The sequence below is a fragment of the Gilliamella sp. Fer1-1 genome (assembly GCF_001690825.1).
GTDB classification, from domain to species: domain Bacteria; phylum Pseudomonadota; class Gammaproteobacteria; order Enterobacterales; family Orbaceae; genus Gilliamella; species Gilliamella apicola_C.
The window spans coordinates 12,283-37,672 of sequence record NZ_LZGX01000010.1 but is presented as its reverse complement, the minus strand read 5'-3'; the positions used below and the strand labels follow the sequence as shown (position 1 = coordinate 37,672).

The 25,390-nt window shown below is 35.3% G+C and carries 20 protein-coding genes and 1 tRNA gene; 12 read left to right on the top strand and 9 right to left on the bottom strand.

Annotation, left to right across the window (positions count from 1 at the left end; translation table 11 throughout):
* Positions 1–11: 11 nt before the first annotated feature.
* From A9G28_RS00715 to A9G28_RS00695, 5 genes are all read left to right on the top strand, one after another.
* Complete coding sequence (locus A9G28_RS00715) at positions 12–3,092, top strand: type I restriction endonuclease subunit R (protein ID WP_065579464.1); 3,081 nt, start codon at positions 12–14, stop codon at positions 3,090–3,092.
* A 59-nt stretch (positions 3,093–3,151) separates the two neighbouring features.
* Positions 3,152–4,255 carry a hypothetical protein gene (locus tag A9G28_RS00710; protein ID WP_065579463.1) on the top strand — a complete coding sequence of 368 codons (1,104 nt, stop codon included), beginning with the start codon at positions 3,152–3,154 and terminating at the stop codon, positions 4,253–4,255.
* A gap of 205 nt (positions 4,256–4,460) precedes the next feature.
* Positions 4,461–5,381, top strand: a complete 921-nt coding sequence (locus tag A9G28_RS00705; RefSeq protein WP_065579462.1) for a hypothetical protein — start codon at positions 4,461–4,463, stop codon at positions 5,379–5,381.
* A 200-nt stretch (positions 5,382–5,581) separates the two neighbouring features.
* A complete protein-coding gene (locus A9G28_RS00700) occupies positions 5,582–5,791 on the top strand; it encodes a hypothetical protein (protein ID WP_065579461.1) in 210 nt (69 codons plus the stop codon).
* 436 nt (positions 5,792–6,227) lie between these two features.
* Positions 6,228–6,304: transfer RNA gene (locus tag A9G28_RS00695), tRNA-Met, on the top strand.
* Positions 6,305–6,344: 40 nt separating this feature from the next.
* Here A9G28_RS00695 and metF read toward each other — a convergent pair.
* From metF to A9G28_RS00665, 6 genes are all read right to left on the bottom strand, one after another.
* Entirely contained in the window at positions 6,345–7,220 is an 876-nt protein-coding gene (gene metF / locus A9G28_RS00690; RefSeq protein WP_065566133.1) for a methylenetetrahydrofolate reductase [NAD(P)H], read from the bottom strand.
* A 135-nt stretch (positions 7,221–7,355) separates the two neighbouring features.
* A complete protein-coding gene (gene metE / locus A9G28_RS00685; protein WP_065579460.1) occupies positions 7,356–9,629 on the bottom strand; it encodes a 5-methyltetrahydropteroyltriglutamate--homocysteine S-methyltransferase in 2,274 nt (757 codons plus the stop codon).
* A gap of 183 nt (positions 9,630–9,812) precedes the next feature.
* Positions 9,813–10,364 carry a YagU family protein gene (locus A9G28_RS00680; RefSeq protein WP_141674652.1) on the bottom strand — a complete coding sequence of 184 codons (552 nt, stop codon included), beginning with the start codon at positions 10,362–10,364 and terminating at the stop codon, positions 9,813–9,815.
* Between the two features lie 689 nt (positions 10,365–11,053).
* A complete protein-coding gene (locus A9G28_RS00675) occupies positions 11,054–11,998 on the bottom strand; it encodes a reverse transcriptase family protein (protein WP_065579458.1) in 945 nt (314 codons plus the stop codon).
* Positions 11,988–12,278: a helix-turn-helix domain-containing protein gene (locus A9G28_RS00670; protein ID WP_065579457.1), complete on the bottom strand. Its 291-nt coding sequence runs from the start codon at positions 12,276–12,278 to the stop codon at positions 11,988–11,990. The genes A9G28_RS00675 and A9G28_RS00670 overlap by 11 nt, the downstream gene beginning before the upstream one ends.
* Positions 12,279–12,324: 46 nt before the next feature.
* Positions 12,325–12,561: a hypothetical protein gene (locus A9G28_RS00665; protein WP_065579456.1), complete on the bottom strand. Its 237-nt coding sequence runs from the start codon at positions 12,559–12,561 to the stop codon at positions 12,325–12,327.
* A 787-nt stretch (positions 12,562–13,348) separates the two neighbouring features.
* Between A9G28_RS00665 and recN the strand changes: the two genes are divergently transcribed.
* From recN to A9G28_RS00640, 5 genes are all read left to right on the top strand, one after another.
* The gene (gene recN, locus A9G28_RS00660; protein ID WP_065579455.1) at positions 13,349–15,010 is read left to right on the top strand and encodes a DNA repair protein RecN; all 1,662 of its coding nucleotides are present in this window, start codon (positions 13,349–13,351) and stop codon (positions 15,008–15,010) included.
* A gap of 51 nt (positions 15,011–15,061) precedes the next feature.
* Entirely contained in the window at positions 15,062–16,288 is a 1,227-nt protein-coding gene (gene coaBC, locus A9G28_RS00655; RefSeq protein WP_065579454.1) for a bifunctional phosphopantothenoylcysteine decarboxylase/phosphopantothenate--cysteine ligase CoaBC, read from the top strand.
* Positions 16,272–16,730, top strand: coding sequence for a dUTP diphosphatase (gene dut, locus A9G28_RS00650; protein WP_065566139.1), 459 nt, complete (start codon positions 16,272–16,274; stop codon positions 16,728–16,730). Before coaBC ends, dut begins: the two co-directional genes overlap by 17 nt.
* Positions 16,727–17,320: a nucleoid occlusion factor SlmA gene (slmA, locus tag A9G28_RS00645; protein WP_065566140.1), complete on the top strand. Its 594-nt coding sequence runs from the start codon at positions 16,727–16,729 to the stop codon at positions 17,318–17,320. The genes dut and slmA overlap by 4 nt, the downstream gene beginning before the upstream one ends.
* A 61-nt stretch (positions 17,321–17,381) precedes the next feature.
* Entirely contained in the window at positions 17,382–18,215 is an 834-nt protein-coding gene (locus A9G28_RS00640; protein WP_065566141.1) for a mechanosensitive ion channel domain-containing protein, read from the top strand.
* A gap of 56 nt (positions 18,216–18,271) precedes the next feature.
* Here the strand turns inward: A9G28_RS00640 and cysE are convergent, their stop codons facing one another.
* Positions 18,272–19,033, bottom strand: a complete 762-nt coding sequence (gene cysE / locus A9G28_RS00635; RefSeq protein ID WP_065579527.1) for a serine O-acetyltransferase — start codon at positions 19,031–19,033, stop codon at positions 18,272–18,274.
* 171 nt (positions 19,034–19,204) lie between these two features.
* Positions 19,205–20,446, bottom strand: a complete 1,242-nt coding sequence (locus A9G28_RS00630) for an oligosaccharide MFS transporter (RefSeq protein WP_065579453.1) — start codon at positions 20,444–20,446, stop codon at positions 19,205–19,207.
* Between the two features lie 211 nt (positions 20,447–20,657).
* Between A9G28_RS00630 and A9G28_RS00625 the strand changes: the two genes are divergently transcribed.
* Positions 20,658–21,662 (top strand): LacI family DNA-binding transcriptional regulator, encoded by a 1,005-nt coding sequence (locus tag A9G28_RS00625; RefSeq protein ID WP_065579452.1) that lies wholly within the window; start codon positions 20,658–20,660, stop codon positions 21,660–21,662.
* Between the two features lie 558 nt (positions 21,663–22,220).
* Positions 22,221–23,702 (top strand): SulP family inorganic anion transporter, encoded by a 1,482-nt coding sequence (locus A9G28_RS00620; RefSeq protein ID WP_065566145.1) that lies wholly within the window; start codon positions 22,221–22,223, stop codon positions 23,700–23,702.
* A 201-nt stretch (positions 23,703–23,903) separates the two neighbouring features.
* Here the strand turns inward: A9G28_RS00620 and A9G28_RS00615 are convergent, their stop codons facing one another.
* Positions 23,904–25,373, bottom strand: coding sequence for a glycoside hydrolase family 32 protein (locus A9G28_RS00615; RefSeq protein WP_065579451.1), 1,470 nt, complete (start codon positions 25,371–25,373; stop codon positions 23,904–23,906).
* Positions 25,374–25,390: the final 17 nt, after the last annotated feature.

The window sequence follows — 25,390 nt, the reverse complement described above, 5'->3', positions numbered from 1 at the left end:
GGAGTTAAGGAATGAGTCAGGTTGTAAAAGATGCCGCAGAAAAAATTTTTCAAGAAAATTTCGTCAGGGAATTAGAAAAACAGAAATGGCAGGCGCCTGACTTTTTAGATGGTAATCGACATAAAGTGACCGTTAATGATTTAGTCACCCATTGGCGTAATGAACTTAATCGGCTTAATGCCGATCAACTTGAAGGTGTTGAATTAACCGATAACGAATTTAGCCAAGTAATGGCAAAAGTTAACCAACTACAAAACAGTTACCAAGCGGCAAAATTGCTCGCTATGGAAGAGTCAAAAGGCAAAATTGATGGCATCTATCGCGATGATAACCCGCTTATCACCCGTAAGCAAATTACCTTAACTATCTTTAAAAAAGCCGAAGTGCGTGGCGGTGATTCCAGTTATCGCATTGCCCGCGAGGTACAAACCCCTAACGGCAACCGTTTTGATTTGGTGCTATTAATTAATGGTTTACCGTTAATTAATATTGAACAAAAACGGACCGATAAAAACCTTGACGAAGCATTTGAACAGTTTAAGCGTTACTATCGAGATGGTGAATATAGCCACAATTTTATGGCTTTTTCGCAAATGATGGTAATAAGTAGTGAAATCGAAACTCGTTACTTTGCCACGCCTAAATCAATTAGTGACTTTAACCCTAGCTTTGTGTTTCATTGGGCAAATAAATTCAATCAACCGATCAATCATTGGCAACAAGTCATTGAACACTTTTTAATGATCCCCATGGCGCATCAAATGGTGGGCGACTACTTAGTCATTGATGAAGCCAAAGAGGAAGAAAACCGCCGACATATGCTAATGCGCCCTTATCAGGTCTTTGCTTTACAAGCAGTAGAAGGGGCGGCATTTGGTTGGGATAATCCCAATAAAAAACCACATGGCGGCTTTGTTTGGCATACTACAGGATCGGGTAAAACTATCACCAGTTTTAAAACTGCGCTATTTTTATCAACTCGAGCTTATTTTGATAAAGTGGTCTTTTTGGTTGATCGGCGTGAACTTGATAGCCGAACCAGTGATAACTTTAAAGCCTATGCTGCCTTTGAGCCTGTCACGGTTGATGACACGCACAGCACTGCGCAACTTAGAAAACACCTTAGCACGCGCCAAAATGGCATTGTGGTCACCACTATCTTTAAACTGCATAATTTGGTTAAAGCCCTTGAAGAGGGTAAAGATAGTCACTTAGCCGATAAAAAAATTGTCTTTATTGTTGACGAAGCACACCGTTCCACCATGAAAAATATGATGGGCGATATAAAAAGCCATTTTAGAAGAAATGGGCTATTTTTTGGCTTTACTGGTACGCCGCTTTTTGATGAAAACAAAATTAAAGGCAAAATAAACGAAAACAGCGAAGTGATTAACACTACCGAAAAGTTATTTGGCCCTAAATTACATCAATATACCATTGATGAAGCCATTGCTGATGGCAACGTGCTCGGGTTTCATGTCGATTATATTAATACTGGCGAATTTAGCAGTTATGAAGATTTACGCGATAAGCTTATTGAGCGTATTAAAATCGAAAAACCAGAACAATCCGATCGCGAAATCGCCCGATTAGTACATAGCTGGAGCGAAACCGAAGTTGAAAAGCAAGCTATTGATAAAGCACTATTAGTTTATCATGATCAAACTCATATACCACAAGTGGTTACAGAGATTTTAAATAACTGGCAAGCACAATCTCAACAGCAACAATTTAATGCTATTTTAACCGTCGCTTATAAAGAACGGGTGATTGCCTATTATCAGGAATTTAAAAAACAACTTGCAAGCCAACAGCAAAAAATCAATATCGCCATGACCTTTAGCTTTGGTAACGAAAATGATCCAGATAATGTCGATCCCGAAATTATCAGTGCCATGTTTAATGATTACGCAGCGTTTACTGGCATTAAGTTTATCGCCGGTGATAAAAAGCATGGTGAACAAGCCTATTTTGAGGATGTGGTCGAGCGTGCTACCCGTGGCGGTAGTGGTCGTAATGGTAAAAATATTGATTTAGTGATTGTCGCTGATCAGCTATTAACGGGCTATGATTCTAAACGACTTAATACCCTTTATGTTGACCGTACCTTAAAACTACAAAACTTAATTCAGGCTTATTCGCGCACTAATCGCGTGTTTGGTTCTAGCAAAGAGTTTGGCACAATTGTAAATTTCCAAACCCCACGCCTGGCCGAACAAATGGTTAACCAAGCCCTTGAGCTATATGGTAGTGGTGGTAGAAGTAGCAAAGCGATTGTTGAAACCTATGCCACTGCTGTGCGAATTTTAGCTAACGATCTGGAGCAATTAGTTTTAGCCTTAGCCGATCCAACCCAATGGCAATTAATTCAACATGATCATAAAAAACTAACTGAATTTAGCAAAGCGTTTAAAGTTGCCGATGATCAGCTTAATATTGTCCAACAATATTACGAGTATCAATGGGATAATGCCACTTTTGGCATGACAGAGCACCGTTGGTTGCAATATGTTGGCGCATTTAAAAACTTAACCGCTAAAGATAATACGACTAAAAAGCCAATCGTAGCACCAACTTTAATCGGTAAAACCAAATTAGCGGGCACACAGGTGATTGATGCTGCCCATATTCTTAGCTTAATTGGATCTAAAGTGAAGCATGTTGATGGTGTGCAAACTGTTAACGACGAAACTAGGCGTATTATTTACGAACAAATCCAAGAATTAAGTCAAATGGGCGAAGATCAGCAAGCAAAAATATTAAAGGAATTTGTCGATTCCGAATTATTAACAGGTCGCCTATCCAGCCAAGTCCATTTTGATCAAGCATTTGCCAATTGGAAAAACGATAAAATCAAACATGCCGTTAACCAGTTTGCTAACGAATGGGGTATTGATAGCAAGCTATTATTACAAGCAATAACTGAGTTTGAACTATCAAAATCGGATATTGTGCCTTATTTTGCTGAAATTATTCAAACGATTGACTTAAGCAAAGCAAATAAAGATATTGATAATTTATTTATGCTCAATCTCGCCTTACATGATGAACTTCCACGTTGGATGACCGAGATTAAACAACAATTTAACTGATTACTTTTAAATAGACCCAAACCATTAAAATAAGGTTAATTAAAAACGGATAATTATTTATGGCTTACTATACCAACATCTTTTCACCCGAAACGTATCAAGCTTTTATGAATTCAGATAAAACAGTATCTGGTTTTCGGGTTCGACAAAAATTATTGGCAGAAAAAGTAAAAGCTGGGGATATTTTTATTTGTTATCTCACCCGACTATCTCGCTGGTGCGGGCTGCTTGAAGTGGTTGATGGTCCTTATGAAGATAGCACGCCCCTTTTTTTAGCATCGGATGATCCGTTTATTATACGTTTTCATGTTCGGGCTAAAGTGTGGTTACCATTAACCCAAGCCATTCCTATTCATTCTGACCAAATTTGGCAACACCTTTCTTTTACCCAAAACATGGATAAAAATAGTAGTAGTTGGACCGGATTGCTGCGTAATAGTTTAAATAAAATAAGCGAAAAAGATGGCAAGTTATTAATGCGCTGCCTATTACAGCAACATGACGTCGCCACTGATTATCCCCTTAATGAACAAGATCAAAAGAAATTAAAAACCCATACTGTCAATCGAACCGATAAAGTGGTTGAGGTTTCAGTCCCGAGTGATAATGAACTGGTCGATGATGAAGCCCCAAACCAAACCCCAGAAGTACGCGAATCAATCAAAATGCAAGCATTACTTGCCCAAATTGGTGCCTGTATGGGGATGAAAATTTGGCTACCGAAAGCCGATCGCAGCCGGGTATTAAAAGAGTGGAAAAAAGGCACCGAAGCATTATTAGAAAAATTACCGCTTAATTATGACGAAACCACCTTAAGCACCATTGAACAAATTGATGTGATTTGGTTAAAAGGACGCGCTATCACGCGCGCGTTTGAAGTCGAACATACCACTTCGGTTTACTCTGGTATTTTACGCATGGCGGATTTACTCGCCTTGCAACCCAATATGAATATAAATCTCCATATTGTCGCCCCAGATAGCCGGCAGGAAAAGGTATTTCAAGAGATCCGCCGACCAGTATTTTCGTTACTAGAAAGTGGGCCATTATCGGAGCGTTGTAGCTATATCCCCTACAGCAATTTAAAAGACCTTAGCAAAGTCAAACATTTAGACCGTATGACTGATGCGGTATTAGAAGATTATACGGAGCATGAGGCGTAATAGGAATCTAAAGATCTCAACTAAATTATAAACATAAATGTGAGGATATAGCGTATAGCTATAATTTATAAAACAAACCTATTTACAGCCCGCGTCTAGTTTAATAGGATAATTTACAATAATGTTTAATTATTAATAAAGATAATGATGAATTCTAAATACTATTTTTAGGATTTGAATATATTGATAATATATGGGATGAATGATGGACTCAGCGCGTGATAAGTTAGCCAAAATAATTATTGAGGCCGAAACATTATGCGAATTAGATTATGTTGATCTCAAAGGTTATGAATACTGGGGATGTGGTATTGATATGGTGCCACGCTCATGGAAAAAAGAAAATAAAATGCGTGCAAATTTTGCCAAGCACCCCAATCAATCACATGCGATAAATTGTGATGCAGACGCTGAAGAGAAAATTGTTGAGCACGGAATAGGTAAAAAACAAAGTATCAGAAGTATATTAGAAAATACGCCAGGGTTATCTCCTTCAAGCCTAGCACTCATTGAAAAAAGAGAGCATATCGGTACTTCTTCAGATTTAAATAATAAAACAACACGATCATTCTACAATTCAGACAATAAAAATAAAGCGCTAAATACAGATGTCGAAAAAAAATCTAGGCGGACAGCAAATACTATTCGTCCAATATGTCGTGCTTTTATCAATTTTCCTTATGATCGAAATATGTCTTTAAGTATTCCCGGAATCGAGGGCGATAATTATATAAAAATTTTTAAGGCGTTATCTAAGGATAAAATTGAAGTATATACTAAAAAGAAAATCTTTTATTCTTCATTATTGCTCTGGGGAAAAATCAACTACAATGATGATTTATTAACTATACCTTTAACGGCAGGAATTTGGATTAATAAGAAACCAGATTGTACTTATAAAATTAAGGTTGATTGGTCTACATGGTCTAAAGCTAAAAAAACAAGACTACGAAATGAAATAAAACTCGCACAACAAGATGCTAGACAATTAAAAAAAGAAAAGCGAAATAAAGATAACGCTTGGATTTTTTTTATTGGTGAACAAGATAAAGAAAATTTCGATATTTTTCATGTCAACGATAATAGACTAATCTGTGCTATTATTGGGCGTATTATTTATCCATAATTTTAGTAAAAATAAAGGCTATTAACATAGATCCATAATAATAACCTTATTTGTAGGAATTCCTAGCGTTTTTTACTGTAATGGGAGAAACTACTGTAATGAATATACATAAAAAAACAAAACTAACGCCTTATCACAGATAAGAGATATGGCGTTTATATCATAAAGAAAAACCGGTCACTGATTTGGCTAAACGCGTTATGGTCAGCCGTCTTACCATTTATAACGTACTAAAGAAAGCCCGATTGAAGCTTTTTGTTCCTCTAACCAGTAAAAATGAATATTATAAAACCATTCGTTATGGTATTAACCTTCTGATTAAAGTAGAAAAATCTATTGAAGATAAATTAAGACGGCAAGCTAAACGCTATAACAAAACCTGTTCAGGTGGTATGTTTACCTTTACTTAAAAATGAAACGAAAAAGCAAACTAGAGAATATTTATTGGCATTGATGATTTTTCACGTGAGCTGTATGCCGGTATTTACCCTGATAAATCCCAATTTAGCTCGGCACAGTTTTTACAAAACGATGTGTTAGCCCAGAGTCCTTATACCATTGAGTGTATTTATTCCGATAATGGTCGTGAATATCAAGGCACAAGTGAACACCTATTTATTAAAACGTGTCATAACCATCGCATTAAACAAAAATTCACCAAATCAGCTCGCCCACAAACGAATGGAAAGCCGAAAGAGTAACATTTTTGTTAAAAAAATTTTAAGTAAATTTGTGTTTATGTTATAAAATAATCTATATTTACCAAAGAATGTTTAAAAATGTGGCGTTTAAGCTAAATGGGTATTGCTTTTTTATTTTATTACTATAATATAGCTACCTCTTTGACGCGGGGTGGAGCAGCTTGGTAGCTCGTCGGGCTCATAACCCGAAGGTCGTTGGTTCAAATCCAGCCCCCGCAACCAATTCTACCAAACTTATCAATCATCTTTCTTAAAACAAACACTATTTTAATTTCGGCACGGCTAATAACGTTGCTACCGCTTCGCTAATGCGTCTAGCAATATAACTATTATTCATCGTATATAAATGAACACCATCAACGTTTTGCGAAACCAAATCAACTATTTGATCAATAGCATAAGCAATACCCGCATCACGAAATGCATCTGGATGATGTTCATATTTTTCCATCATCTGCTTAAACTTCTTCGGTAGGTTTACACCGCACATTGAGACCATACGCTCAATTTGATTTTTATTGGTTACTGGCATAATTCCAGCTTCGATCGGCACATTAACGCCCATATCACGTGCTTTATCTAAAAAAGCATAAAAATAATCATTATCAAAAAAGAGCTGTGAAATCAGTTGATCAGTGCCTGCATTCACTTTTTCTTTTAAGTGGATTAGATCTTGTTTTAATGTTGAAGCTTCAAGGTGACCTTCTGGGTAGCATGCGCCAACGATATTAAAATCACCACTTTCTTTAATAAAACTCACCAGCTCACTGGCATATCGAAAATCATCTTTAGGCTGTACATTTGGGCTGATGTCACCACGCAAAGCTAGCACGTTATCAATACCAGCACATTTAAGATCGTGAAGGATTTTCTGCATCTCGGTTTTACTGAAATTAATCCCAGGTAAGTGAGCGACACTCTCAATCCCATAAGTATGTTTGACCGAATGAGCAATATCGATAGTGGTTTGACCATTTAAACTCCCACCCGCGCCATAGGTGACACTGATAAAATCAGGTTTAAAATAACCAAGTTCACGTAATGTGCTATAAATGGTTTCTAAAGGCGATGTTTTTTTAGGTGGAAAAACTTCAAAGGAGAACACTGTTTTTTGATTAAAGAGTAGATTTGTTTTCATTTGTCTCATCCATTGGTTATGTCACTAATTATCCTTATTGACATTTCGCCGCCTAACATAGGCGGCGGTAATGTAAGGTTTAACAAAGTACTAGGTCTTAACAAAAGAGCCCTGCAACGTTGTAAAAAATAGTCACTAATTAAGCGTTTTTCTTACTTCTAATGTGGCTTGAACAAGGTGCTGTAAGCTTTCTACTACTTCTTTTTCACCGCGTGTTTTTAAACCACAGTCTGGATTAATCCATAATTTTTGCTTATCAATTTTTGCCAATAATTTTTCAATAGTTGCTTTAATTTCAGCCACAGGTGGAACACGTGGCGAATGAATATCGTAAACACCAGGTCCAACTTCAGTTTTAAAATGATTAGCTTTAAGCACATCAATTAACTGTAGATTAGAACGAGACGCTTCAAACGAGATAACATCAGCATCCATTGCATCAATATCTTTAATGATGTCGGCAAATTCGCTATAACACATGTGGGTATGAATTTGGGTATCAGCTTGAACTTTGCTATGTACTAATCTAAATGACGGAATCGCCCAATCAAGATATTCACTATTCCAATCCGCTTTACGCAGTGGTAATTTTTCTTTTAAAGCGGCTTCGTCAATTTGGATGATTTTAATGCCAGCCGCTTCAAGATCTAAAACCTCATCACCAATTGCTAATGCTATTTGATACACCGATTCTTTTTGGGAAATATCTTCGCGTGGGAATGACCAATTTAGAATAGTCACCGGCCCTGTTAACATGCCTTTAACAGGCTTATCCGTCAAGCTTTGAGCATATTTTGAATATTCAACGGTAATTGGCTTAGAACGTGAAATATCTCCCCAAACAATCGGTGGCTTAACACACCGTGTACCGTAAGATTGTACCCATGCTTTTTCAGTAAAGACAAAGCCATTTAAACTTTCACCAAAATATTCCACCATGTCATTACGTTCAAATTCACCATGCACTAACACATCAATGCCAATTTCTTCTTGTAATTTAATGCATTCAGCAATTTTTTGTTGATTAAACTCAGTGTATTCATTAAAACAAATTTCCCCTTTTTTGAATTTAGCACGGTTTAAACGTACATCAGGCGTTTGCGGGAATGAACCAATTGTGGTTGTTGGCAATAATGGTAAATTAAAGGCTTTTTTCTGTGCTGCTTCACGCACCGAAAATTCAGGCAAGCGAGTAAAATCAGACTCTTTTAATGCAGCAACTTTTTGTCGAACAGTTTGATTTGCGCCTTCGCGTTCACGCGTAAATAATGTCTGATTAGCTTTATAAGCTGCATGGCTATCTGGGTTTGCCTCATTAAATAGCTGACCAAGTTCAGCAAGTTCTTGTAGCTTTTCTTGTGCAAAAGCAAAATATGCACGTTGTTGAATCGTTAATTTAGTTTCATTTTGCAGGGTATAAGGCACATGCAATAGTGAACATGAGGTATTAATAACAATATTGGTTGCTTTTTGTTTGATTTTACCAAGTAATGCTAAGGTTTTTGAATAATTATTTTTCCAAATATTTTTCCCGTTTACAACACCAGCAAATAATATTTTATCTGATGGAAAACCATTATTTTCAAGCAATGTTAATGATTGCTTGCCTTCCACAAAATCAAGGCCAATACCATCAAAAGGTAAAGCAACAAGCTCTTTATAACAGTCACGTACATCACCAAAATAGGTTTGTAGAACAATCTTGGTTTGCCCTTTAACCGATAAAATGGCCTGATAAAGCTCTGCAAATAGCGCAATATCGTCCTTATTCAGATCTGTCACTAAAATGGGTTCATCAATTTGGATCCACTCAGCACCAAGTGCAGTAAATTTTTGGATGATGTCTTGATAAGCTTTAATAATATCAGCTTTAAAATCAACAAGCTGTTTATTACCTAAATACTGAGCTAATTTAAAAAAGGTTAATGCACCGATCACCACGGGTTTGGTTTGTACGCCTAACGCTTTGGCTTCTTGATATTCATCAAAAGGTTTAGTACCAGCTAATTTAATTTCTACTGAATCTTCAATTTCGGGCACTAAGTAGTGGTAATTGGTATTAAACCATTTTTTCATAGCAAGCGCACGTACATCACCTTTTTCACCTTGATAACCACGCGCCATGGCAAAATAGCGGTCAAGTTCAGGTAATCCTAAATCTTGGTAACGTTTTGGAATGACATTAAGTAAACATGCTGTATCTAATACCGCATCATAAAATGAAAAGTCATTAGATGAGATGAAAGCTATTTTTTGATCGGCTTGTTGTTTTAAATGCTCGGCTCGTAGCGCTTTGGCTTCATTTAATAATTCAGCTTTAGTTTTATTACCTTTGAAATAAGCTTCTGTTGCAAATTTAAGTTCACGAAGCTTACCAACTCGAGGATATCCAATAACAGCAGTATTCATGTTTATTTCCTTTTTATCCATTTTTATTTTCTTTAGTGATAAAAAGATAACAAAAAAAAATGATATTGAATAATTCTAGTTTTTTATTGGTTGATATAGTTTTTTTCTATATCAAATAGAATAAAAAATCCCACTATAGCTTAATAGCAGGATCTAACATGAACTGATCTAAATTTAAATCAATTATTGACGCCACTTACCATGAATTGGTCTTGAAAAATGGGCTAATACCGCAATCATACACACTTCGATTGATGCTCCCCAATAAATATGGCCCAGAATTTCACTCCAAAGCTCATAACCATTTAAATTCCATAACCAACCCACAGTCCCTTCAGCATCATAAGCAGGATGGCGAAAGCCAAGTAACGGAATTAAAAAACCATGCATAACAACAGTTATAATAATGCCATATAATGCACCATACCATAAGCGGATTTTATTACAATAATATGCGCCAGCAACATAAACAAAGGCAAAAGCGAAACTAAATAGCCAGTGATAAAGTGTTACCGCCCCTAAAACACTTGCGCCTTGATAAATATAATCCAGTGAATGGGAATTAATACCTAACCAACCAAGCCATGCATCAATGTGCGCTGCTGGTGGCGATATTTCACCTGGCAAGCGAGGAGGCATATTAACCTCTGAACCCCATTTCACTAATGAACTGAAAAAGCCACCAATGATAGTTGTCCAAATAATTACTTGGCGATTTGTTTTATTGCCGAACATATTGTGTTTTCCCATAATTAAAAGAATAAGTCATTAAATTATACTGCGCAGCAATTTGTGATAAAAGAAGAATAAATAGGATTGGTTGACTAAAAAAGCTATTTTAATAATTTTTTATGGTTATTTAAAATAAATCAATTAACTTTTTATCGTTTATTTTTGAAATAGTGTTTTATAAAGCATTTTACAGTGATTTTAGGAAAAGGTAATTTTTAGGGGGGAATTTGTTCATTTTATTGATAAATAATCAAGCATGGCTGCCATGTAAATTTAGCTTAAATAAATCATTTAGTGTGACGATGCATTATTAATACGGTATAGAATCCTGAATATTTTTTGCAAAAATATAATTTAAAATGTGAATAGGTAGAATTATTTGATTAATAAACATTCAGTGTAAATAGAATGTGTTATATTACTTTTCATGCTATTTTACAATTTGATCGGGAGTAAATTAAGCTCACTTAGAATGGTAAACGTCATATTTCCGGTTCCACGTTATGTATAGTATTGGAAAGCGTGTTTTCTTGCACAAAAAAATGATATCAGCTTCTGCAACATCAAACCGATAGACGAATTTGAACAATGCCTTTATGTTCCTTTTTATTAAGTTGTTGAACTGATCTGTAAACAAAAGAAGTGAGCGGTTAGAAGTTCTTGGGATAAAAACTGTTAGGTGTAAAAAATGGCTAAAATTTATCCTGTGGTTTTATAAGTTTTAACTTTTTCTGTAAAACATCACCAATCTTAGGATGAATTCGCTTCATATGGTTAACTCTTCCCATTGTTTTATTAAATAATTTCAAATATTCTTTGCTATTAGGATCTGTCTGAAATTTTTTTTCACATTCAAATACTGCGGCCTTAATCATATTCTTTTTCTTTTTTGTCATAGATGGTTTATTTTGATTCACATTTAAATTATGTATAATCTGTCTTTTGTTTCTAGGCATAATTTGATGTTTTATCCTATTAGGTTTGGCTCCTACTGATTTTAATAGACTGTAAATACGTCTAATGATATCTGTTTTTTCTTTTAATGTAATAATCTTATTAGCAGAGACTGTTATATCATCAACATACCTTGTATATTTGTAACCTTTCTTAGCTAGATAATCTACTAATTCACTTTCACGAGACCAGAATATTAAATTGCAAATATAGCTACTCGTTTTTCCTCCTTGAACAAGATAACCTTCAAAAGTTATTAGTTCAGCTAAATATTCCGAAACCTCTTTTGAAAATTTAAAAAAACCAACCCATACTTCAAAAACAATTTTTTTAGATATACTAGGAAAGAAATTAGTAATATCTTCTGTGATTAATATTTTTTGACCCAAATGATTTTTAGCATTGGTTAAAAAGTCTTTATCCTTTAGACTACCTTGCAAATAATCTGGGTAATTTACTTTCTTCAAGAATTCTTTAGATATCTTACCATGAATGATTTTTAATCTTTTTTTTACATTATAAGTGTCACGATAAGAACCATCACTTTTTTGTTTTCTTTCATGAAGAAAAAAGAAACTATCAGAAGAATGATATAAATCATCAAGTTCTTGTTTTGTTATACCTAATATTTTCGCTAATAAATCCAAATCAGCTACTGGTTTAAATAAATATTTAGGAATCATCAGAAGACTCTATAAGTTGTAACGCAGTCAAAGATAACATTTTAGCTAATTCGTGACTAATACCGTCAATTTCATTTTTATCGAATGCTAAGAAAATAAAAATACTAATTGGAATATTTAAAGCCTTACAAATTTTTTCGATAGTAGATAAGTTAGGATCTCGTTTGCCTTGTTCTAAAAGTGTAAGATAAGATATAGATAGCCCCGATAATTCTGCTAATTTAGTTTTTGACACTCTTTTTTGTGTACGGCACATCTTTAGAGCGTTACTAAAACTCATTACTGTTACCTCTTTTAGATTGCGAGTGACCTGCTGTAAACTAAAATCATTTTTTAGATATAAATTCAATTAGCTGAATTACAGCAGGAATCAGAGTTATACATCTATCAAAAATATCAAGTAATTGACTTGATGTATATTGTTCCTGAGATTCTTCTAGTTTTTGAATTATTTCCTCTAATTCTTTCCGTTTACTACTATCCATAACATCATGCTGCTCCTTTAAAATCATTTTTAATGTTTTAATGGAGTTCTTTAAAAGAGTCTTGTTATTTACTAACATTATTAACCTCGTTTTGTTTTTAATCAGTGCGACATGCACCAGTCGACAAAACAATACCGAACTGAAAAAAAACGTTATGGATAGTACAGGACACTCTATCTGGAGTAGCTTTAGCTACTCCAACAGTCGATTAATAATATTGCGCCAAATTACTTTCTGAATACGTATTGCGCAATCTTAAGTAAATTATATTCTGGCGCAATATTGCGGCTGATACTGATTGTTTAATAGTTATTACTACCAACAACCGGCTAATAAAGCCACTGCCTTTTTCGGTATTAATTAGGTTTATCTTTTAAAGAGCATCAGGATGGTTGCATCCTGTTTATAGTTAATATACTATATGATTTTACTTAATGCAATTTTTTTTACTGTCAGTTAAATAAATTTTAATTAACTGGACATTACCTCTTTTTCCTCATGTGTAATAGAACAGGCGGCCGGATGTTTCTCACCTGAAGATCCTAATATAAATATTATATGGTTGCTTTAAAAGCTAAAAAATACACATATATTTCAAATAGTTAATGTACATTTTCATCCATTTCTAAACTTAACTATACTATCTCAACAAAAATTCAACAAATAATAATCATTTTTATAAACCAACAATAAATCATACAAAAAGTTGAATACCGCATAAGTCGAATAGTTTCGATTTCATATAAATAGCACTTATAAATATTCCCAAAACACCCAAAAAACAAAAACACCAACCTGTATTTATTTACAGTACTTTTACTGCTATACTGCCAATATTATAACTAGCCTTATGTATTAATTTATTATGATAACTCAACTAACTATTAATAATTTTGCTATTGTGGATCAGCTTCTTGTCGATTTTACTTCGGGTATGACCGCTATTACCGGCGAAACAGGTGCAGGGAAGTCGATTGCCATTGATGCATTGGGATTATGTTTAGGCAATCGTTCCGATGCCTCATCGATTCGCTATGGTGCAGATCGCGTTGATATTTCTGCAAGTTTTGTACTTGATGATACACCAGCTGCTTTTGCTTGGCTCAGTGAAAACCAACTTGATGAAGGCAATGAATGTATTTTACGGCGCGTTATTAATCAAGATGGACGTTCTAAGGCTTTTATTAATGGTCGTGCAGTACCGATTTCGCAATTAAAAGATTTGGGGCAGATGCTCATTCAAATTCATGGCCAACATGAACATCAAAGGCTTTTGCGCAGTGACTATCAACAGTTGTTACTAAATCATTATATGAATGAGCCAACACTGCTAACACAGATGCATCAAGCTTATAAGCAATGGAAAGATGCAGTGCGTACTTACCAACAATATGAAGCTTCACGGCAAGAACGTGACGCACATATGCAACTTTTGCAATATCAGTTAAAAGAACTTAATGAGTTTTCGCCAATTGAAGGAGAATATCAACAAATTGACGAAGAGTACAAGCGATTATCAAACAGTGAACAATTAATTAACCTTAGTCAACAATCAGTCATGCTATTAGATGAAACTGATGATTATAATGTTAATAATTTACTAAGCAGCGTAAAAAATAGCGTTCAAGAACTAGCTGAACTCGACCCTTGCTTAAATAGCGTTTATAACATGTTAGAAGAAGCCTCTATCCAAATTAAAGAGGCAAGTGATGAACTGCGCCACTATAGCGAGCGTTTAGAACTCGATCCTGCTCGCGCCATGCAACTTGAACAGCGAATTTCAAAGCAAATTGCTTTGGCTCGCAAACATCATGTATCTCCCGAAATCCTACCCGAATTACATCAAAATTTGTTAGCTGAATTTAAACAAATTAATCAACAAGATGAGCAAAGCGAGCAACTGAAAACAGATATAAAAAAATATCATCAAATTGCTATTGAAATTGCAGCTAAATTACACCAAAAACGCTTAACAATCAGTAAAACGTTAGCGAAAAACGTGACCGCAACGATGCATGAATTATCTATGCCAAATGGACAATTAAGTATAGATATTGCTTTTAACGAAAATCGATTAAACAGCGATGGGGCTGATCAAGTAATATTTTTAGTCAGTACTAATGCCGGTCAAAATCCACAACCGCTGGCTAAAGTCGCATCGGGTGGCGAATTATCCCGTATTGCTTTAGCAATTCAAGTGTTAACGGCAAAAAAAATGGATACGCCTGCGTTAATCTTTGATGAAATTGATGTCGGTATCAGCGGCCCAACTGCCGCCAAAGTAGGGCAGCTATTAAGAGAGCTTGGGCAATCAACGCAAGTTATTACCGTTACGCACTTACCACAAGTAGCAGGGCAAGCTAATCAGCATTACTTTGTTAGTAAACAAACTAATAGCAAAAAAACGTCCACAGATATGCAAAAATTAGACAATAATGGACGGTTAAATGAGTTAGCGAGATTATTAGGTGGCGATAAAATTACAGATGCAACATTAGCCAACGCAAAAGAGCTACTTATTATCTAATTTAATTGTGGTAATATAGCGCTTTCATTTTAGGTGTGAAGGAAGCTTCTCATGAGTTTATCTGGTAAACGTATTTTATTAGGAATTACAGGTGGCATTGCTGCTTATAAATGCCCTGATCTTGTTCGCCATTTAAAGAAAGCTGGTGCGCAAGTGCATGTCGTTTTAACTGATTCGGCTAGCCGTTTTGTCACCAAAATGACCCTACAAGCCGTATCTGGCAATCCGGTATCAAGTGATCTATTTGATCCTTCAGCTGAGCTTTCTATGAGCCACATTGAACTCGCAAAATGGGCTGATTTTGTCCTAATTGCTCCCGCTACAGCAAATATAATTGCCAAAATGGCAAATGGAATTGCCGATGATCTGCTTTCTACCATTTGCTTAGCAAGCTCTGCACCGATTGCTATTGCACCTGCGATGAATCAACAAATGTATAAAGCCGCAGCAACTCAACATAATTTATCAGTATTAGCATCAAGAAATACCCTAATTTTAGGCCCTGATAATGGATATCAAGCCTGCGGAGATATAGGTCCAGGCCGAATGCTTGAACCGCATACTATTGTTGAAGAAATTGCTCACTTTTTTTCTAAAAAGTCGGTGCTTTCAGGTTTGTCTATTACAATTACAGCAGGTCCAACTATTGAAGAGATTGATCCTGTTCGTTACATTAGTAATTACAGCTCAGGAAAAATGGGCTTTGCTATTGCAAACGCGGCTGCACAAATGGGTGCAACAGTGACGTTAATTAGTGGGCCAGTTCATTTAGATACACCAAATAATGTCAACCGAATTGACGTTAAAAGCGCTAGACAGATGTACGATGAAGCACTAAATCACGCGCAAAAATCAACTATTTTTATTTCTTGCGCCGCTGTTGCTGATTATCATGCTAAAACAATTGCAACGCAAAAAATCAAAAAAATAAGCGATAACGATGAACTTACTATTGAATTAGTTAAAAATCCCGATATTGTTGCAAGTGTAGCAGCACTAAAAAGCCATCGGCCTTTTGTTGTTGGATTTGCTGCTGAAACCAATGATGTTAAAGCTTATGCAATAAAAAAATTAATCGATAAAAACTTAGATTTAATTTGTGCTAATGATGTTTCAGATAAAACTATTGGCTTTAATTCCGATCAAAATTCATTAACACTATATTGGCAAAGTGGTGAGCAAACGTTACCATTAAGCAGTAAACAACAATTAGCAACACAGTTACTTCAAGCTGTTATAACACGATATAAAGCGAGTCATGATGAAAAGAAAAATTGATATAAAAGTATTAGACAAACGACTGGGGAATGAATTTCCACTACCTACCTATGCAACGGAAGGATCTGCGGGTATTGATTTACGAGCGATGTTTGATAAAACAACTGAAATAAAACCAGGCGAAACCATCTTAACACCTACGGGGCTATCAATGCATATTGCTGATCCTAGCTTGGCTGCATTAGTATTGCCTCGATCAGGACTTGGTTCAAAAAATGGTATTGTGCTTGGTAATTTGGTTGGTTTAATCGATTCTGATTATCAAGGCCAGCTATTTGTTCCTGTTTGGAACCGTAGCCAAACGCCTTTTGTGATTGAAGCAGGTGATAGAATTGCCCAATTAATTATCGTTCCAGTTGTGCAAGCAGAATTTAATATTGTTGATGAATTTATTGAGTCAGCACGCGGTGAAGGTGGATTTGGACATTCGGGTAAAAAATGATCGTGAGTAGCAAAAATAAAAATCGCAAAGAAGACATATTACAAGCATTGGCAACGATGCTCGAATCCAATGAAGGGACTCAGAGAATCACAACAGCTAAATTAGCCGCAATGGTAGGTGTCTCTGAAGCTGCGCTATATCGACATTTTCCAAGCAAAACAAAAATGTTTGAAAGCTTAATTGTCTATATTGAAGATATCTTGTTATCTCGTATTAATGTGATTATACAAGAACAATCTGCTACATTTACTCGCTTACAGCTTATTCTTGCGTTGATATTAGGTTTTTCTGAAAAAAATCCAGGATTAACCAGAATTATGACTGGCCACGCATTAATGTTTGAGCAAGAACAATTACAAGAACGTATTAGCCAGCTATTTGAACGCATTGAAACCCAAATCAAACAAGTTCTACGTGAGCGAAAAATTCGTGAAGGAGTTGCATTCATAACAGATGAGCGTATTTTATCTAGCCAATTGTTAGCTTTTTGTGAGGGCATGATGGCACGATATTCTCGTTCAGGCTTTAAATATCTACCAACAACTAATTTTGACACACGTTGGGCTTTATTAGCCAAACAATTGGTTTAATCAATTTGGTAAACCAATACCTTGTTAAAAATTTTTATTACCGATTACTGAGGATAATACGATGAATTTTGAAGATTTTTCAAATCATGCCATTTCGTTTATCAAAAGGTACGATGGAGTGGTTTTTAGCTATATTGCACATTTTTGCTTTGCTATTATTATTTTTATTATTGGTAGAACTATCGCTAAATTTATTAGCAAGCAATTAAAACGAATATTATTAAATCGCCACGTTGATCCGACGGTAGTTAAATTTGTCAGCGCTTTGTCGTACTATGCCTTTATGGTAATGACATTAGTTGCCGTTTTAGGTCAATTGGGCGTACAAACCGCTTCGATTGTCGCTGTTATTGGTGCTGCTGGTTTAGCTATTGGTTTGGCGTTACAAGGCTCGCTATCTAACTTTGCAGCAGGCGTTATTTTAATTATTTTTCGACCATTTAAAGTCGGTGAAACAGTAGTCATCAATAGCCAGCAAGGTGTTATTGATTCCATACAGATATTTTCAACATCTATTGTTACCCCTACCAATGAACTAGTTGTGATCCCTAATAGTCAGGTTGTCAGTGCCAATATTATTAACTATACACGCTTACCTGAAAGGCGTTTAGATTTAGTGATCAATGTAGGCTATAACTCAGATATTCAAAAAGTATACCAAGTGTTAAAACAAGCGGTTGATAAAACCAGTAATATATTAACCAGCAAAGAGCCAACCATCCGGTTAGATGTCTTAGATGCTTCCTCAATGAATTTTAATGTATTAGTTTGGACATTAAATGAAAATTACGGTTCAGTAAAAGGGGAGTTACTTGAAAATATCAAAAATGCGCTAACAGAAAACAACATTAATATTCCATATCCAACAATGGATGTAAATCTTAATACTAAGTAATTTACTAAAGCTCCGTTGATAGATATCAACGGAGTTTTTACATTAGTTAATAGCAATTAAATATCTTGATCCATATTTAAAGCTGGTTTTTCACAATCAGGGCAACCAACCACTTTCGCTGGCACACCAGCAACGGTTGTATGTTGTGGCACGGGATCCAACACCACAGAGCCAGCACCAATTTTAGCGCCTTTACCTATCTCAATATTACCTAAAATTGTTGAATGTGCACCAATCATTACCCCTTCGCGTATTTTGGGGTGACGATCACCGTTTTGTTTACCTGTTCCGCCTAATGTTACTGATTGTAAGATAGAAACATCATTCTCAATCACCACTGTTTCACCAACCACAATTCCTGTCGCATGATCAAACATCACGCCACAACCAATTTGAGCTGCGGGATGAATATCAACACCAAACACTATCGCAATCTGGCTTTGTAAAAAAATGGCTAGTGATTTACGATCTTGCATCCAAAGCCAGTGAGCAATCCGATAAGCTTGTAATGATAAAAAGCCTTTATAATAAAGTAGTGGTGTTGAGTAATAATTAGTTGCAGGATCGCGAATATAGACAGCGATAATATCATTTATAGCTGATTGAATAATGCTTTCATCTGCTTCGTACGCCTGCCGAGCAATTTCACGAATTTCAATAGCAGGCATAACCTGAGAAACAAGCTTATTGGCTAAAATATAACTTAAAGCATCCCCTAGCTTTTCATGGTTTAGTAAAGTTGCGTGGAAATAACTAGCTAGCATCGGTTCGCTTTCAACTAATGTTGAGGCTTCTTGTCGAATGGTTTGCCATAACATTTCGGGTTTAACAACAATCTTTGCATCGTTCACAACAAGTTCCTATACACATTAACTAAAATTGCTAACATTGTTTCGCAAACTTACCTTGGAAGCAAGTACTGTATTAAGCTGGCATCATTAAAAAGTCAAATGGCAACGTATGTTTCCATTTTTTAATGAATACCCCAACTAGTCGCAGTTCGCTTTCTTATCATCACTTAAAGTAAATATTGCTATTACTGAAGTAAGTAAAACAACACCAGAAAGCACATAAAATGTTGTCGCATAGCCAGTATTATCAAATAATTTACCCACTAGCCATGATAGTACAATAACGCCAAGGTTTGATGAAATATTAAAACCAACTAAATAAAGCGTAGCGGATAATCGAGCGTCAAAATGGCTTACGATATATTTAAACATGGCTAAAATAAATAATGGAATTTCAATCGCATGAAATAGTTTAACAAATGAAATTAGGTAAATATTATCTAATGTTGCCGATAACCCAATTCGGCAAATCATAACTAACGCTGCAACTAACAATGATTTTTTAGCCCCCATTTTGTTAATAAAATAAGGCGCAATAATCATACAAGTTGCTTCTAAAAAGACTTGAAATGAATTTAAATAGCCATAGACTTGATAACCATCTTCTGATTTGTCAAAAAAGCTCGTATAAAAATTCGGAAATAATTGCTGATCATAAATAGTATAAAAACTATAAGTACCGATAACAAAAAGAACAAACAACCAAAACTTTTTCAATCCAAATAGTGAAAAAATTTCACCCATTGTTGGTATGGTTGATATTTTTTCTGCTGCAATATTTTTATTATGAGGCGTTGGCATTTGACCATTTTTGGGTTTAAAAATAATGTTAATAGTCAAAAAGATAACAGCAACACCCGATGCCATCCAAAAATTAATATGGGGATCAATACCAAATAAAATACCTGCAACAAAGGTTGCCGCCGCATAACCAAATGATCCCCAAAACCGCGCAGAACCAAATTCAAATCCAAATAATCGACTAATACGTTCGATAAAAGAATCAATCAAAGCACTGCCTGAAATAAAGCTAGCACTTAAAACAGGTGCACCGAGACAAACTCCCCAAATAAAATCATGTCGCAATAAAGGTTCATACACATAAATTAAGAACGGTCCAATCAGTACCATAATGATACTTTGAAAGGTCACTACCGCTTTTCCTATTTGTAATTTATCTTGAATAATGCCGTAGAAAATCATGAAAAACATTGCAGCAGCAGAGTTAGCCGCATAAACAATACCTAACTGTTCACCCGATAACCCAATTTTTTTTTGTAACCAAATTGCATAAAAAGACCACCAAAGCGACCATGCCGCGTAAAAAGTAATAAGGTAGCCAGATGAGAACCAATAATTTCTATTTTGTATCATATTCATGTTTATTACTCTTATGTTGTTGAAGTTTAGGTAGGTTTAACGTTAACATGTTAATGTTAACATTATGGGCATATTTCAGACGAAATGGATAGAACCAATTATCATAAATGTTATTTTCCTCACACTTTTTCTCGTTTAAATTTGTGCTATCATCATGTATGAGTAATGGCTAATAACTATTTTTTATCTTATTGAACAAAAGGATATAACAATGGCTTCTCTTAAGGATGTTGCAAAACTAGCATCGGTTTCATTAATGACTGTTTCACGCGCAATAAATAATCCTGAAAAATTAAATAAAAAGACTTATAAACGCGTTAAACAAGCTATTGAACAACTTAATTATGTTCCTGATTTATCGGCAAGAAAAATTCGCGGTGATAGTTCAGGACCTTGTGCTATTGGTGTATTAGCATTAGAAACCGCCATGACGCCATTTTCAGTAGAATTACTACAAGCCATAGAAAAAACCGCACAAAATCACGGTTGGAATACCTTTATTGTTAATTTATTTGATGATAAAGATGCCGATCATGCCATCAATACCCTGCTATCGTATCGCCCTAACGGTATCATCTATACCACAATGGGACTAAGAAAAGTTGAACTTCCTGAAAAGCTATTAGATAAAAATGTTGTATTAGCCAACTGTATAACGGATTCAAAAAAGTTAGCTTGCTATATTCCTGATGACTATTTAGGTCAATATCAAGCCATGCAACAGGTAATAAAGAAAGGTTATAAAAAACCATTATGTATCTATTTATCAGAAAAAACGCTAGCAGGAAAAACTAGGCGCACAGCAGCCGAACAAGCATGGATTGATGCAGGTAACAATTTGGATGATATTACCAGTTATCACACATCAATTTTGTCAGCTAACCTAGCTCAAGAATATATGGTGACAATTGATATATTGAAACAACATTGTAATAAAAAACCAGATTTTGATGTATTAATTTGTGGTAACGATCGGATCGCTTTTGTCGCTTATCAATTTTTACTTGGTCGGGGTTTTCATATTCCAAATGATGTTGCGGTGCTAGGTTACGACAATATGGTGGGTACTGGCGAGCTATTTTATCCACCATTGACAACAGTCCAATTGCCTCATTATGAGATTGGTGAACAAGCAGCTTTACATATTATTGATGGCAAAACCCAAAATGAAATAATACCTGTAGCGTCACCTTATTTAAAAAGACAATCTTTATAAGAAAAATTAAAGACTATTAAAACGAGTAATGCGGTATTTATCATTTAGCGTGTAATACGTAAAAATACCCATCATTCATATCATGTTATTGTCAAACATAAATATACGTCAATCAATTGATAATTAAGTAGGTCTATATCTTACTAACTAGTGGTTGAATATTGCCACAAGAATATGAACAATTGTATTACCAAAAAGAGCCATTTGCTAAGGTCAGCATAGACTAATATTTGGGTGAAAACCCAACAGATTACATTTATTCTATTTAGGTTAGGCATTACTAAGTTATCGTACTTTAACCCCTTTAATATATTATAATATTTAACTATAGTTAAGAAATTAACCTTGTACAACTAGTTAAGTTTTATTATTATGAAAAAATAAATTTCATTTTGGAGTATAGCTGTGTAGTTTATTGCGAGTTGTTCTTATCAATAATAATTATAATTACTCGCGTGATGCACAGAAGTCAGGCTTCCCTATCAAATTTTGACAATTTTCTAACGCATTGCTTCACGCTGTAATTTTCTTTTGTTTTTTCAGTGGTGGTAAAATTCAATGCAATCTTTACGTCAAGAATGGTTTTCAAATATCAGAAACGATGTCTTATCAGGTATCGTTGTAGCTCTTGCTCTTATTCCTGAAGCAATTGCTTTTTCAATTATTGCAGGTGTTGATCCCAAGGTGGGATTATATGCTGCTTTTTGTATAGCGGTTATTACCGCTTTTGTGGGTGGCCGTCCTGGAATGATCTCTGCGGCTACTGGTGCAATGGCATTATTAGTTGCAAGTCTGGTTAAAGCACATGGGATTGAATATTTACTAGCTGCAACCATACTATGTGGTATTTTTCAGATTATTGCAGGTTTTGTTAAATTAGGAAATTTAATGCGTTTTGTATCACGCTCAGTAGTAACCGGCTTTGTTAATGCATTAGCGATCTTAATATTTCTAGCACAACTTCCTGAACTGACCAATGTAACATGGCATGTCTATATGATGACTATTGCAGGGCTTGCTATTATTTATCTCTTCCCTTATGTCCCTAAAATAGGAAAAATTTTGCCATCACCGTTACTCTGTATTCTTATCCTTACGGGTATCTACATATATTTTGGGATGGATATAAGAACCGTTGGTAATATGGGAGCACTCCCTACGAGTTTACCTACCTTTTTGCTCCCTAATGTGCCTTTTAATCTTGATACATTATTGGTTATTCTGCCTTACTCAATTTCATTAGCAATTGTGGGATTATTGGAGTCGATGATGACCGCAACCATTGTGGATGATATAACCGATACACCAAGTGATAAAAACCGAGAGTGCAAAGGGCAAGGTATCGCCAATATTATCGCCGGCTTTTTTGGTGGTATGGCTGGTTGCGCTATGATTGGTCAATCAATGGTGAATATGAAGTCAGGAGGGCGAACGCGTTTATCCTCATTGATAGCCGGATCTATACTTTTATTATTAGTTGTTTTTTTGCAAGACTGGGTGAGCCAAATACCCATGGCGGCATTAGTTGCTGTTATGATCATGGTTTCAATTGGCACCTTTAACTGGGACTCGATAAAAAACCTTAAATCGTACCCACTTTCAACCAATATTGTTATGCTTGCAACAGTCATTGTCGTCGTATTTTCCCATAATCTTGCTTACGGCGTATTTACGGGAGTATTACTAGCATCATTGTTTTATGCCAATAAAGTTGCCCATTATTTGCAAATTAAAAAGGAGCAACCAGTTAAACAGCAATGTATTTATAAAGTATATGGACAAGTATTTTTTGCCTCTTCTGCAAAATTTATTAGTTCATTTGATTTAAAAGAGGCTGTGCAAAAGGTAACAATAGATCTTACCCAAGCGCATTTTTGGGATATAACGGCTGTAGCAGCCTTAGATAAGGTTGTGATTAAATTCCGCAAAGAAGGTGCACACGTAGAAGTTTTAGGGTTGAATAAAGCTAGCAGTACAATAGTTGATCATTTTGGCGTTTATGATAAACCCGATGCTAAGCAAACATTTAATAACCATTAAAAATAATGGTCTGCGTTGATGGCTCTACATTATCATTTATTGTGCGATTATGTGGTATGGAGTAATAATAAACTTATGACACAAATTGTATGATCAATTATGTTACCTAAAAAGCCATTTATCGCACAACATTTAAAACTTCTCAATAAAAAGCTCAGTTTTCAAAGCCAAACTTCACTGCCAATTGGCAGTGAATAGGCATTACGCATAAATAGATTTTAACTGCCAACTTTCTAGATTGGTGATTTTAGCACTACCATTTTCAGCAAATAGATTGACAATTCGCTCTGCTGGTAACTTAGGATAGATACGGCTTGAAAAGCTATATAAATCACCATTAATAAAAACTTCAACAGATGAAGCATCAACATATACATGCAAAGTTAATTTTTGTTTTTTTGGTAATGGTACGCTACGATAACCTTTTAATTCAATCCCCGATAAACTACGATCAAGTACAATCCGCTTAGATTGTAGATCAACATATAATAATGTCGCTTGTTTACCGTCTTTCGTTGCTGCTAGCTGTAAGCCAAATCGTTCAGCCGTGCTTTGCGTCAAATCAAATTCAACGTTAAGCTCGCAGCTAATAGATTCAATATTAGTATTTTTAAGCTCATTAGTAAGGGTTAATTCCTCAAATAATTTTGGCTTTTCTCGTAATGCTTCAAGCTCTTTGATGGGACGATTTCTGACTTTATTATCTTGATCTAAAATGAGCTCACGGGGAAGGGTAAATGCTCCAGCCCATTTATCTTTTTTACTTGGCATAATTGATTCCCACATATCCATCCAAGCAAAAATTAAGCGCCGACCATCAGCAGCAAGAAATGATTGAGGTGCATAAAAATCATGGCCAAAATCCATTTCTTGAAAAGGTTTAATCATTGAGAATTGTTGCCCTGGTTGCCAATCACCTACAAGGTAACCTGATTGAAAGCGATTACGATATTGATAACCTTTTGCTTTCATACCTTGTGGCGAAAACATAAGGATCCATTTATCACCAAGTGGAAAAAAGTCAGGGCATTCAAGCATATAAACATCAGGATCGATATCACTCACCAAAACATGGTCAAATTGCCAATTTTTTAGATCATCCGATCGAAATAACAAAACTTGCCCGATGTCTTGTGGGGTTCGTTGACCGACTACCATCCACCATTTACCATCTTGTTGCCACACTTTAGGATCGCGAAAGTGCATAATTCCGCTTTTTGGCGTAAGTACGGTGCCTTGTTTTTCAAAATGAATGCCATCTTTACTAGTTGCAAGGCATTGGGTTTGCTCAATTTGCTCATCATTACCTTGCCCATTTAACCAAATATGACCAGTATAAAATAAACATAATTTGCCATTATAATCCACTGCCGATCCTGAAAAGCAGCCTGATTTATCAAATTCTTGATCAGGAGCAATGGCTATTGGCAGCCTTTTCCATGTGACTAAATTATCACTAACTACATGTCCCCAATGCATTGGTCCCCAGTTTTCATCATAAGGGTGATGCTGATAAAAAGCATGATATTGGTCTTTAAAATAAATTAAACCGTTAGGATCATTCATCCAACCTGCGGCTGGTGCTAAATGAAAATGAGGATAGTATTGTTTATTCATTACTTTTTCTAAATTTTTGACAGCTTGATTGGCTTTATCAATAGCAGTAGACATAAAAATCCCCTTTTTAT